10 protein-coding genes are annotated in these 11661 nt (G+C 71.3%); 5 read left to right on the top strand and 5 right to left on the bottom strand.

The features are described 5' to 3' along the window. Nucleotides 1-5: 5 nt before the first annotated feature. Nucleotides 6-1112 carry a phospholipase D-like domain-containing protein gene (locus ATC03_RS00390; protein WP_067871721.1) on the bottom strand — a complete coding sequence of 369 codons (1107 nt, stop codon included), beginning with the start codon at nucleotides 1110-1112 and terminating at the stop codon, nucleotides 6-8. Between the two features lie 304 nt (nucleotides 1113-1416). Here ATC03_RS00390 and ATC03_RS00385 point away from each other — a divergent pair, with 304 nt between their 5' ends. Continuing rightward, nucleotides 1417-2832 (top strand): pyridoxal phosphate-dependent decarboxylase family protein, encoded by a 1416-nt coding sequence (locus ATC03_RS00385; protein ID WP_152030807.1) that lies wholly within the window; start codon nucleotides 1417-1419, stop codon nucleotides 2830-2832. 39 nt (nucleotides 2833-2871) lie between these two features. Here ATC03_RS00385 and ATC03_RS00380 read toward each other — a convergent pair whose 3' ends face one another. Then, nucleotides 2872-3360, bottom strand: a complete 489-nt coding sequence (locus ATC03_RS00380) for a hypothetical protein (protein WP_067871718.1) — start codon at nucleotides 3358-3360, stop codon at nucleotides 2872-2874. A gap of 142 nt (nucleotides 3361-3502) precedes the next feature. Then, entirely contained in the window at nucleotides 3503-5869 is a 2367-nt protein-coding gene (locus ATC03_RS00375) for an LLM class flavin-dependent oxidoreductase (RefSeq protein ID WP_067871715.1), read from the bottom strand. A 77-nt stretch (nucleotides 5870-5946) separates the two neighbouring features. Between ATC03_RS00375 and ATC03_RS00370 the strand changes: the two genes are divergently transcribed. After that, nucleotides 5947-6390, top strand: coding sequence for a winged helix-turn-helix transcriptional regulator (locus tag ATC03_RS00370; protein ID WP_084003119.1), 444 nt, complete (start codon nucleotides 5947-5949; stop codon nucleotides 6388-6390). A gap of 256 nt (nucleotides 6391-6646) precedes the next feature. Here ATC03_RS00370 and ATC03_RS00365 read toward each other — a convergent pair whose 3' ends face one another. Continuing rightward, a complete protein-coding gene (locus tag ATC03_RS00365) occupies nucleotides 6647-7603 on the bottom strand; it encodes a DNA-3-methyladenine glycosylase family protein (protein ID WP_227820182.1) in 957 nt (318 codons plus the stop codon). 95 nt (nucleotides 7604-7698) lie between these two features. On the opposite strand from ATC03_RS00365, the gene ATC03_RS00360 reads away from it, so the two are divergent. After that, entirely contained in the window at nucleotides 7699-8454 is a 756-nt protein-coding gene (locus ATC03_RS00360) for an SOS response-associated peptidase (protein WP_067871712.1), read from the top strand. Here the strand turns inward: ATC03_RS00360 and ATC03_RS00355 are convergent. Next, on the bottom strand, nucleotides 8429-9769 hold the full coding sequence (locus tag ATC03_RS00355; protein WP_067871709.1) for a choice-of-anchor A family protein: 1341 nt from the start codon (nucleotides 9767-9769) through the stop codon (nucleotides 8429-8431). The two genes, ATC03_RS00360 and ATC03_RS00355, sit on opposite strands and share 26 nt — an antisense overlap. A gap of 121 nt (nucleotides 9770-9890) precedes the next feature. On the opposite strand from ATC03_RS00355, the gene ATC03_RS00350 reads away from it, so the two are divergent. Next, nucleotides 9891-10316 (top strand): pyridoxamine 5'-phosphate oxidase family protein, encoded by a 426-nt coding sequence (locus tag ATC03_RS00350; protein WP_067871706.1) that lies wholly within the window; start codon nucleotides 9891-9893, stop codon nucleotides 10314-10316. Continuing rightward, on the top strand, nucleotides 10313-11614 hold the full coding sequence (locus tag ATC03_RS00345; RefSeq protein ID WP_067871703.1) for an ion channel protein: 1302 nt from the start codon (nucleotides 10313-10315) through the stop codon (nucleotides 11612-11614). The genes ATC03_RS00350 and ATC03_RS00345 overlap by 4 nt, the downstream gene beginning before the upstream one ends. The last annotated feature ends 47 nt before the right edge of the window (nucleotides 11615-11661 follow it).

Genomic DNA, 11661 nt, shown 5'->3' with positions numbered 1-11661 from the left:
AGCGCTCACACGGCGATCGGCTCGGCGAGCTCGTCGATGATGCGGTCGATCTCGGTGAGCGCGTAGGTCGCGAGCGCCCGCTGCGCGACATCCGTCGGTGTGCCCTCGGGCTCTTCGAGGTCGCCGATCACGACGATGTTCTCGTCGTTCAGGGTGTTGGCCGGTGCCGTGTAGTTGAAGCTGCCGACGATGAGCACGCGTTCGTCGATCACCATGAGCTTGTGGTGCAGCTTGCGCACGCCCGTGCCGAGCTTCGTCGTGTAGAGCTCGACGGCCCCGCCCGCGAGCCCCTTGGTGGCCGCCCACTTGGCCGCGCCCTGCCCGCGGTCGAGCACGCCGCGCATGCGCGCCACGAGCGGTCGCAGCCGGATCATCGTGTCGTCGATGCCCGAGGACTGCGCGAACGTGAACATCGCGAAGTCGATCGAGGTCTTCGCCTTCAGCATCTGCTTCATGATCTCCATCTCGGGGCCGTGCCTCGGGGCGAAGAGCGGCTTGATGCGCACGGCGGGCAGCCCGAACTCAGAGGGCTTGGGCTCGACGCGCTCGTGCAGGTCCCCGAACGTGCCGGAGCGCATGCGCTCGAATTCGACGAGGTAGTCGGCGGCGGGCTTGCGGCCGCGCAGCACGACGACGTGGTTGAGGTTCTGGCCCTTGCCCGGCCCGGTGGTCGCGTTGGTGCCCGTGTCGGTGCGCGTGAAGTTCGTCGAGCCGGTGAGCACGGCCGCGGTCGGCTCCCCCGCGTCGCGCACGATGAACTTCTGATGGAAGATCTTGGGGTTCAGGTCGCTGACCACGTCGACGCGCGACTTCAGCAGCGCGGCGAGCAGGAAGCGGTTCTCGTCGTGAGCGCCCGCGGTGTTCCACGGGTCGGCGATGGCCTTGTCCTCGGTGAGGTAGTCGCCCTCGAGGATGAGGCGCACGCGCACGCCGCGCTTCGTGGCGTCGACGATGGCCTCGGCGATCGGGCGCGAGTCGACCTCCTGCACGGCGATCGCGAGCGTGTGCCTGGCTCCGGCGAGGAACTCGCGGATCGCGAGGTCGAGGTCGTCGGGCCCTCCGACCGAGGTCGGCCCGAGATGCAGTTCGACTCCGCCGATGACGACCGGCATGGCGCACATCCTCTCCTCGAGAGCTCCCGTTGAGGTTTGCTCAACTCACGTTCTACGCTCATCGTGCACCCGCGGGATCAGGGCCGCCACGGAGGCACGCCAGGGATGCCGCCCCGCGTTCGCGCCCGAAAATCGGCTGCGCAAAACTGCGCCGCGACGCGCAGTATCGTTCGATCAAACGGCGGTGAACACAACGAACGTGCTGTGGATGCCGGTCTTGCGCGCGTTTTTGCACAAGGGCGGGCACGTGTGCGACGCTGCTCCTAGCTCGCCGAACCCCCGTGCGACTCAGAAGGGAAGCACCATGGACACCGACCACCGCATCGCCCCCGGTTCGGCACCGGCCGACCCCACTCGCATGCACGCCTTCACCGACGAGACGGAGGCGATCGTCGACCTCGTGCTCGACTACTCGCGCCGACGCATGCTCTCGGAGGACACCCCGCTCGACAAGCCCTTCTCCCCCGCCGAGCTCAACCGCCTCGCCGGCCGCACGATCGACGAGCAGGGCATCGGCGCGCGCCGGGCCCTCGCGATCTTCGAGCACGTGCTCGCCCCGGCCTGCATCACGACCGACCACCCCCAGTACCTCTCGTTCATCCCGATCGCGCCGACGAACGCCGCGTCGGCGTTCGACCTGGTCGTCTCGGCCTCGGCGATTTACGGCGGTTCTTGGCTCGAGGGCTCGGGCGCCGTGCACGCCGAGAACGAGGTGCTGCGCTGGCTCTCCAACGAGTTCGGACTGCCCGAGGGCTCGGGCGGCGTGTTCGTGCAGGGCGGCACCCTCGGCAACCTCTCGGCGCTCGTCGCGGCCCGCGAAGCGGCCCGCGCCCGTCTCGCGGAGACCGACCCCGCGGCATCCGCCCCTCGCTGGAAGGTCGTCTGCAGCGCCGAGGCGCACTCCTCGATCGCCTCGGCCGCCCGCGTCATGGACGTCGACATCGTGAAGGTCTCGCCCGGACCCGACGGACAGCTGCGCGGGAACGCGGTGCGCGACGCGCTCGAGGAGCACGGGGCATCCGTCTTCGCCGTCGTCGCCACGGGCGGCTCGACGAACTTCGGCATCGTCGACGACGTCGCGTCGATCGCCGCCCTGAAGGACGACTACGACTTCTGGCTGCACATCGACGGCGCCTACGGGCTCGCCGCGATGCTCTCGCCGCTCGCGCGCGACCGGTTCGAGGGCGTCGGGCGCGCCGACTCGGTCATCGTCGATCCGCACAAGTGGCTCTTCGCGCCGTTCGACGCGTGCGCGCTCATCTACCGCGATCCGAACCGCGGCCGCGCGGCGCACACGCAGCACGCCGAGTACCTCGACACCCTCACCGAGACGACCGAGTGGAGCCCGTCGGACTACGCGATCCACCTCACGCGGCGCCCCCGCGGCCTGCCGATGTGGTTCTCGCTCGCGACCTACGGCGGCGGCGCCTACCGCGAGGCCATCGGCTCGTCGCTGCAGCTCGCGCAGGACATCGCCGCCGAGATCCGCCGACGCCCGGGCTTCTCGCTCGTGCGCGATCCGCAGCTCTCGGTCGTCGTGTTCGAGCGCGACGGCTGGACCCGCGAGCAGTACGCCGCCTGGTCGGCGAAGCTCCTCGACGACCAGCTCGCCTTCGTCACGCCGAGCTCGCACCTCGGCCGCCCGAACACGCGCTTCGCGATCGTGAACCCGCTGACCACGTTCGAGCAGCTGGTCGCCATTCTCGACACCATGGAATGAGCGGATGCCGCGGCATCCGTCACCCGACGGGCGACGCGCTCAGGCGGCCTCGGGCTTGCGGAACACCGTGCGCATGTGGTCGCTGTCGAGGAAGTCGGCGACGCCGATGAGGATCAGGCTGAACACGATCTGCTCGGTCACCATCCAGAACGGGAACAGCCCGGGGATCGCCGCCATGACGAGCGTGACCACCGGGAAGATCTTGCTGAACAGCCGCAGCCGCGAGTAGGCCCAGCGGTACCCGCGCTGCGCCCGCCAGGCGAAGTAGAACAGCGTCAGCGTCATCGCGAGCACGATGAAGATGCGCATCCACACCGGGAACGCGAGCACCACGCCGTTCGCGAACAGCACGAACGCCACCACGAGCGCGGCGAGCCCGATCAGCACCTCGACCGCAAGCAGCCAGGTGATCCAGACGAACGCGCGCCTCGTACGCGGGTGCGCGACGAGCTCGGGGTCGGCCTTCACGCCCGCGTCGCGCCCGCCGGCGATGCGGTCGAGCTTCAGGAGCATGGGTTCGAGATCCATCGGCCCTCCCTTTCTCCATCGAGCCTATTCGCCTGCCGCGCGCACGACATCGATCGGAAGTTCGACCCCACGCACGGGGCGCCGGCACCCGGCATCCGTCGCCTCCTGAATCGAAGGACGAGCGGATGCCGCGACGCGGCGCCTACGCGATGTTCGCGTTGTCGCGGAAGAGGTTGTCGGGGTCGACCCGCCGCTTGATCTCGCGCAGGCGCTCGAGCGTGGCGGGCGGGTAGGCGGCGGCGAGCTGCTCAGGGCCCTGCTCGGTCTCGAAGCTCAGGTAGGCGCCCGACATGTGCGGGGCCATGAGCTCGTTCCACGTCGCGCTCGTGCCGTGCCGCGGCGAGCCCATGGCCGCGACCGAGAACTCGGCCTCGCGGTGGCCGTAGGCCGTGGCATCCGCCGGGACGTCGTGCACGGCGCCGCCGGCCGCGCGGATCTGGAAGAAGTACGTCGCACCGCTCTCGAGGAACGCGGCCGCGTCGCGGGCGAACTCGGGCGTGATGCGGCCGATGAGCCCCGACTTGGCCATCGGCTCGCCCTGCCCGGCGTGCGCGGCATCCGACGCGTTGGAGATGACGGCCTCGTACGTGGTGAGCCGCACCTCCTGTCCGACGAGCGGCGCGACCTCGGCGAGCGGCTGCAGCCGGGCGAGGATCGTGTCGGGGTCGTTCGAGTCGATCACGGCCATGACCTGCGCGACCGGCGGCTGGCCGGGGCGCGGGCCGCCCATGAGCAGGAAGCTCGTGAGGTCGCGCGGCGAGTCGACGACCCAGTCGCCCCACGCCTGCAGGAACCCGGCGGTGTCGCTCGCATCGAACGCGAGCTGCGCGAAGCCCACCTCGCCGACCTCGTCGACCTCGAACTCGAAGGCGGTCGCCACGCCGATGTTCGCACCAGCACCGCGCACGGCCCAGAAGAGATCCGGATGCTGCGTGGCGTCGGCCCGCACGATCGACCCGTCGGCCAGCACGAGCTCGACGGCGCGCACGTGGTCGATCGTGAGGCCGTGCTCGCGCACGAGCCAGCCGATGCCGCCCGCCGTTGCGAGGCCGCCCACGCCGACTCCCCCGTAGTCGCCCGAGCTCAGGGCCCAGCCGTGCGGGGAGAGGAACGCGGCGACGTCCATCCAGCGGGCGCCCGCCTCGACGCGCACGAGACGACGGTCGGCGTCGAGCACGCGCATCGCGTTCAGGCGCGAGAGGTCGAGCACGATGCCGCCGTCGTTCGTCGAGCGGCCGCTGATGCCGTGGCCGCCGCTGCGCACGCCGAACGGCACGTCGGCGTGGCGGCGCGCGAACGCGAGCGCCTCGGCGACCTGTTCCGGGTCGCCCGGCTGCAGCACGATGCCCGGCGAGCCGCCGCGCATGTACGTCGACTTCACGCGCGAGTAGCCCGCGTCGCCCGGCTCGATCGCGTGCGCCGCGAGCGAGGGCGGCACGGCGTCGTAGTCGATGCCGTCGCGGCGCTTCGCACGCACGGCCGAGCTGCGCACCTGGCCGGCGGAGGCGACGATGCGGCCGCCCGCGGCATCCGTCGTCGTGCCCTGATCGCCGCCCGCGGCGCCGCCGACTGCACCCGCACCTGTGCCCGCACCCGCGCGACCGAGCTCGGCCGCGACCGCCTCGCGCAGCGCGGGAGCGACCTCCTCGCCGAAGTGCGCGATGGTGCCCGGGTCGTCGCTCGCGAGGACGAACGTGCCGATGCCGTCTTCGAGCACGTACGGGAGCAGCTGCTCGACCCACTGCTCGGCGGGTCCGTCGAAGCTCGTGACCTTGACACCCGCTTGGCCGCCGCTGCGCCCGCTCGTGAACCGGCCGCCGATGTTCAGCAGGCGTCGGATCTCTCGTGGGTCGCGGCCCGCGGCGAGCGCGGCCTCATCGATGGTCCGGTTGCCGCGCTCGAGGTCGCCGGGCTGCAGGTAGCCGAGCGAGGGCAGCCAGCCGTCGCCCTTGCGGCCGATGAGGCGCAGCATGCGCGGCTTCAGCGCGCCGATCCAGATCGGGATGTTGTGGGCGGGAGCCGGGCCGCGCTTCGCACCGTTGACGTGGTGGTAGGTGCCGTCGACCACGAACCGGGCGTGCTCGTCGACGTCCCACGTGCCGCGGATCACGTCGATCGCCTCCGAGAGCGCGTCGACCGCCTGCCCTGGGGTGAGCTTGACGCCGCCCATGGCCGCGATCGGGTCCCAGAAGCCGCCGGCGCCGAGCGCGAGGTCGAAGCGGCCGCCCGAGAGCAGGTCGAGGCTCGCCGCCGCGCGGGCCAGCACGGCCGGCGGGCGCAGCGGCACGTTCGCGACATTGGCGGCGACGTGGATGCGCTCGGTGCGAGCGGCGACCCAGGTGAGCAGCGTCTGCGTGTCGTGGAACGCCGGCTGGTACGGGTGGTCCTGGAACGTCACGAGGTCGTACCCCGACGCTTCGCTGAGTTCGGCCAGGCGCACGGCCGCGTGCGGCGGGTCGTTCCTCGGCGTGATGAAGGTTCCGAACTGCAGGTCGTGGCCGTAGTGCATGCTGCTCCCGTCGTGTCGCGCTCTCGAGCCTCTCGCATCAGGTCCAGGTCGTGCAAACGCTGGTAAGCTGCTTACTTATGGTTAGTCATTCGGATGTCGCGACGAACGCCCTCAGCTCCGCCGACCTCGGCGACGACCTCGCGGCCCACCGCGCACGGCTCGAGCAGTTCGGGCACATCGACGAAGCGGCCTGCCGCCGGTTCCAGCGCTCGGTCGAGTTCGCGGGCCGCAAGTGGAACGGGGCGATCCTGCTCGCCGGCGTGCGCGGCGCCCGCCGGTTCAGTGAATACCGGGCGACCGTCGACGGCATCTCCGACCGGCTGCTCGCGGCCAGGCTCAAGGAGCTCGAAGCCGAGGGCGTGATCGAGCGCCACGTGAAGGCGACGACGCCCGTGACGATCACCTACACGCCGAGCGCCTCGGGGCTCCAGTTGATCGAACTGCTCCAGCCGCTCGTCGAGTGGGACGCCGGGCACATGGCCGCTCGCGAGGGCGGCGACGCGGCGCGCGACGCGGGCTAGCGACGCTGGCCAGCGCGTCAGGTGCTCGGCCAGGCGGGCCGCCTGCCGCGCCTCGTGATCGGTCCCGACCTGCGTTTCGGCCCGCTCATCCCGCGCGACCTCAGGCTCGCGCCGATCCAAGCAGCACGAACTGTCCCGACATCGCTATGCAAGTTCCGCCTCATCGTTGAGGCGGAACTGGCATAGCGACGTGGAGACTCTCCCTGCAAGCGCGAATACAGCCGGCATCGCCGCGCCGGCCGCGCCCGCAGCTCGGTCAGCGCGCGCGGTGGTCGATGAAGGGCATGCGCGGCCCCCGCCGAGGGCGGCCCGCGACGCCGGCCGCGGCGAGCAGGCGCACCACGCGCTGGCGGTGTCCGGCCCACGGGATCATCGCCTCGACCATCTCGTCGTCGGTCATGTCGCGGCCCCAGAGCGCGTGGCCGAGGTAGTTCGAGAGGTGGTAGTCGCCGACGGCGAGCGCGTCGGGGTCGCCGAAGGCGCGCTGGGCGACCTCGGCGACGGTCCACACGCCGACGCCTGGCATGAGCATGAGGCGCGCCGCGGCATCGGTCGGGCTCATGCTGCTCGCCTCTTCGAGGCGCGAGGCGTACCTGGCGGCGTTCACGATCGTGCGCGAGCGTTGCGGGTCGACCCCCGCACGGTGCCACTCCCACGACGGCACGCGCGCCCACTGCTCGGCGGTCGGCGCGACCTTGAGGCGGCGGCCCGGCGCGGCCAGGCCGCCGGCCGCAGCGAGCGCGCCCGGCGCCGGGCCGGGCGCGTCTTCGCCGAAGCGGTGCACGAGGAACCGCCACGCGTCGTGCGCCTGCAGCGTGATGACCTTCTGCTCGAGGATCGTCGGCACGAGCGCCTCGAACACGCGGCCCGTGCGCACCAGGCGCAGCCCCGGATTGCGCCGGTGCGCCTCGTCGATCAACGCGATGCGGGGATCGAACCCGCTCGGATCGTCGCCCTCGCCGAGCACGACCGCCGCCTCGGCGACGGCCTCGGCCGCGCCCGGACCCCAGGCATCGGCTCGAAGCACGTCGCCCGCGGGCTGGGCGTACCGGACGGTCGCCGGGCCCGATGCCGTGCGAGTCGCGCGCCAGATCGAACCGTCGGCCACACGCCGGAACGTGGGGTCGCCGGGCCCCCGCCGGATCGGACCGATGGTCTGCGCGAGGTCGGTCGGATGCCGCGGGGTCCACGTGCGGGAGTGCTCGGCGATCACGGCTCAAGTGTGGACCCGCCCGCTGACAGCCGCCACGGAACCGCCCCCGCCGCCGCCCCTGCCGCGATGTCGGCGGCCGGGTGCAGACTGGGCGCATGTGCGGGCGCTTCGCGAATGATGCAAAGGTCGACGAGCTCATCCAGGAGTTCGTCGCGGCCGGCGGCGACTACAAGGACTGGCGGCCGCAGTACTCGATCGCGCCGACCGAGGTGATCCCGATCGTGCGCGAGCGCGCCGATCGCGACACCGGCGAGATCACGCGCATGCTCGACGCCGCCGCCTGGAACTTCCACCCGCCGTTCCTGAAAGACGCCAAGCGGCCGCAGTTCAACACCCGCATCGAGACCGTCGCGACGAACGGCCTCTGGAAAGGCGCATTCGCGTCATCACGGTGCCTCGTGCCCATGCGCGGCTACTACGAGTGGACGGGCGAGCCGGGCAAGAAGCGCGCCTGGTTCCTGCACGGCGACCAGCCGCTGCTCGCCGCCGCCGGCATCTACACGGTGCGCAAGGTCGACGACGAGTGGCACGTCTCGACGTCGATCATCACGCGCGAGGCGAAAGATGCCTCCGGCGAGGTGCACGATCGCATGCCCGTGTTCCTCGAGGCCGACTTCTGGGGCGAGTACCTCGACCCGGCGAAGCTCGACGAGAGCGGTAAGGCACGCATGGTCGACCAGTTGGCCTCCGAGTCCGACAAGGTCGCGTCGACCATCTCGGTCTACGAGGTCGACCGTCGGGTCAACAACTCCAGGGCCGTCGACCCCGGCGACGCATCGCTCATCGATCCCCTGCCCGGCTCGGGTCGCGTCGAGCTCTCGGGCGTCAGGGCAGACGTCGACGCGACGTGAGCACCGTCACCATCCCGGCACCCAGGAGCACCACCCCGATGGCCATCATGGCTCCGGCGGGTGAGCCCGACTGCGCGAGCCCGGCGGGGCCGGGTGCGGGAGTCGTCGTCGGCGAGGCCGTCGCCGGTGGAGTGGTCGGGGCCTCCGTCGTGGGCGGGGGGCTCGTCGGCGGCGTGGTGGTCGGCGGTGCCGTGGTCGTCGGCGGTGCCGTCGTGGTCGTGGGCGGGGTGATGTCGCATTCGCCGGTGAACGGGTAGGCGTGCATCTCGGCACCGGTCTGGCTGCCGGTCTGCGAGCGGTGCACGAGATCGCCGGCGACCTCGATGCGACCGTTGGTGCCCGCGACGGAGATCGTGGTCGTGCTCTCGGGGTTGCCCACGAGGATCGACCCGGGCAGTTGGGCGCCGCCCGTGACCTCGACCGTCGTCGCATCCGGGACGTTCGTGACGATGCGCTGCGTGATGTCGGGGTCGAACGTGTTCGCGCCGTCGATGAACCAGCTGTTCACGTTGACGAACGCGACGTCTCCCGTGACGTTGATGACGACGTGGGCACCCGCCTGCACGTCGACCCCCGTGATCGCGACCTGGTCGTTGCCGAGGGTTCCCTCGATCGTGAACACCTGCGGGTCGCTCACGCCGTCGCCGGTGAACGAGGTCAGTCCCTCGGCCGTGGTCACGGTGCCGGTGTCGGGCAGGTCGGCGAAGCACTGCGAGAGCGCCGTCACGTTCGCCACGCGCTCGGCGAACGCCGAGGCTCCGTCGCCCTGCACGACGGTGGCTCCGGGCACGACCGACGGCGTCCCGGTCAGGGTGCCGCCGTATTCCACGTTGCCGATGATCGAGGTGAAGTCGGGGAATCCGGTGTCGCCGCCGACGAGCAGCGTCGTCCCCGCGAGCACGGTCAGGTCGCCGCCGACGGTGAGCATGGTCGAGCCGCTGGGCGGCGGAACGCGCGAACCGACGCCGGCGACGCCCACGTTGTACGCTCCGGCGCCGCGGTTGAAGGTCGCGTCGCCGAGCACCACGAGGTTGCCCTCCGTCTCGGCGGCGCTCGGCCCGGTGGTGAAGTCGCCGCCGACGAAGACGTTGACGCCGTCATCGAACCCGGTCACCCCGCCGTTGTTCGGCACCGGCCAGGATGCGGGGCATGCGTCGCCGAGGCACGGGTCGAGCGGCGTGTTGCCGTCGACCTGCACGGCGAATGCGGAGGGGATCGATGCGACGACGAGCGCGATGCCCGCAAGGGCCATCATGCCGCCCGTCACCCGCTTGACGACACGGCTTCGCCTGGTCGCATTGCGCACCTGCACCATCACGATCGGGTTCCTCCCCCTTGGAGCGGCTCGATTCGGCCCAGCGTACTCTGCGCCCGGTTCGGCCGATATGCCGGAGACATCCGCGACGAGAACCGCACCCGCGTGCCACCATGACCGTATGGACCGTTCAGCACTGATCGAGTACGTCCGCGAGCACGGCGATGCCGTCGTCAGCACGATCGGGCCCGACGGCGCACCGCAGTCGGCCTACCTCAGCATCACGGCCACCGACCTGGGCGAGTTCGTCTTCAACGCCCGCGGCGGTTCGCGCAAGATCGCGAACCTGCGCCGTGATCCGCGCATCGCCGTCGTGATCGGCGGCCACGACAAGACGACCTTGCAGGCGCAGGGGGAAGCCGAGGTGCTCGAACCGGGCAGCGCCGAGGCCGCGAGGTGCGCGGGCGCCTACGCCGCCGCCTTCCCGTGGTTCGGCGAGTCGTTGACGAAGACCGAGTTCGAGCTGGTGCGCGTGAGCCTCCGTTGGGCCCGGTACGGCGACTACCGCGAGGGCCCGCCGGTGTCGGTCGAGGTCGACCTCTCGTGACCGATGATGCCGCGAGCGGGCCCGGCGCCCGGCGACTCGCCCTCCTCGCCATCCCGGCGATCGCCATCGGCATCGGGTCGGCACTGAGCCTGCACCTGCTGAACGGCCTCGCCGAACTGCTGCAGGGCTTCCTCTGGACCACGCTGCCCGGCGCGTTCGGCGCCGACGAGGCGACACCATGGTGGATCTTCACGGTACTGACCGTCACGGGCATCGCCGTCGGGGCGATCGTCTGGCTCGTGCCGGGCCACGCGGGCCCCGACTCGGCGACCACCGAGCTCTCCGGCCCGTTCCCGGGGCTCAAGGCGCTGCCGTCGATCGCGCTCGTGGTGGTGCTCGGGCTCGCGGGCGGCGTCAGCCTCGGGCCCGAGAACCCGATCATCGCCATTAACGCGACACTGGCGATCGCGTTGCTCGCTCGCTTCGCGAAGGTGCCGCAGCAGCAGATCGCCGCGCTCGCGATCGCCGGCACGATCGGCGCCCTCTTCGGAACCCCCGTTGCTGCGGCCCTCGTGTTCACGGGCATGGTCGGCGCGATGAAATCGGGCGGCTCCCTCTGGGACCGCCTGTTCCTGCCCCTCGCAGCTGCGGGTGCCGGAGCGGCGACCATGGACCTCCTCGGCGGCCAGAAGATCGCGTTCACCCTCGAGCCGATGGGCGCCCTCCAACCGATCTACCTGCTCACCGGATTCGTCGTCGCCGCAGTCTCGGCGCTCCTCGGCATCGCTGCTGCATGGGCCTTCCCGTACCTGCACCGCGTGTTCCACGCCCTGCCGAATCCGTTCATCGGCATCACGCTCGGCGGCGTCGTGCTCGGACTTCTCGGGATGCTCGGCGGCCCGCTCACGCTCTTCAAGGGACTCGACCAGGCCGGCCAACTGCTGTCCGACCCCGACGAGTACACGGCCGGCCAGCTCGCGGCGTTCGCCGGCATCAAGGTCATCGCCCTCCTGATCGCGGCGAGCGCCGGGTTCCGTGGCGGCCGCATCTTCCCGGTGGTCTTCATCGGCACCGCGCTCGGCCTGCTCGGGTACGCGCTGCTGCCCGACCTGCCGATCTCGCTCGCGGTGGCGTGCGGCGCCATGGGCATCACCCTCGTCGCCACCCGCGACGGCTGGATCTCGATCTTCATCGGTGTCGCGCTCTGCGGTGACATGGCGGTGCTCGCCCCGCTCTGCATCATCATCCTGCCGATCTGGCTCATGGTGACGCGGGCGCCCGAGCTGGTCATCAAGGCTCCCGCTGCCGATGCCGCGCTCGAGCCGGGATCCAGACGGCGCCGGGCGCCGCGCTGGTAGGGCCCCGGCGAACGGCAGCACGACATCGGCCCCGCGGCATCCGTCCG

This window comes from Agromyces aureus (assembly GCF_001660485.1).
Taxonomy (GTDB): Bacteria; Actinomycetota; Actinomycetes; order Actinomycetales; family Microbacteriaceae; genus Agromyces; species Agromyces aureus.
The sequence above is the reverse complement of the archived record's forward strand: the minus strand, read 5'-3'. Positions and strand labels throughout refer to the sequence as shown.

Excerpts from the sequence above, each read along its gene's own strand:
- ATC03_RS00360 (WP_067871712.1), top strand. The coding sequence starts at position 7,699 with ATGTGCGGGCGCTTCGCGAATGATGCAAAGGTCGACGAGCTCATCCAG.
- ATC03_RS00355 (WP_067871709.1), bottom strand. The coding sequence starts at position 9,769 with ATGGTGCAGGTGCGCAATGCGACCAGGCGAAGCCGTGTCGTCAAGCGG.
- ATC03_RS00380 (WP_067871718.1), bottom strand. The coding sequence starts at position 3,360 with ATGGATCTCGAACCCATGCTCCTGAAGCTCGACCGCATCGCCGGCGGG.
- ATC03_RS00390 (WP_067871721.1), bottom strand. The coding sequence starts at position 1,112 with ATGCCGGTCGTCATCGGCGGAGTCGAACTGCATCTCGGGCCGACCTCG.
- ATC03_RS00370 (WP_084003119.1), top strand. The coding sequence starts at position 5,947 with ATGGTTAGTCATTCGGATGTCGCGACGAACGCCCTCAGCTCCGCCGAC.
- ATC03_RS00375 (WP_067871715.1), bottom strand. The coding sequence starts at position 5,869 with ATGCACTACGGCCACGACCTGCAGTTCGGAACCTTCATCACGCCGAGG.
- ATC03_RS00350 (WP_067871706.1), top strand. The coding sequence starts at position 9,891 with ATGGACCGTTCAGCACTGATCGAGTACGTCCGCGAGCACGGCGATGCC.
- ATC03_RS00385 (WP_152030807.1), top strand. The coding sequence starts at position 1,417 with ATGGACACCGACCACCGCATCGCCCCCGGTTCGGCACCGGCCGACCCC.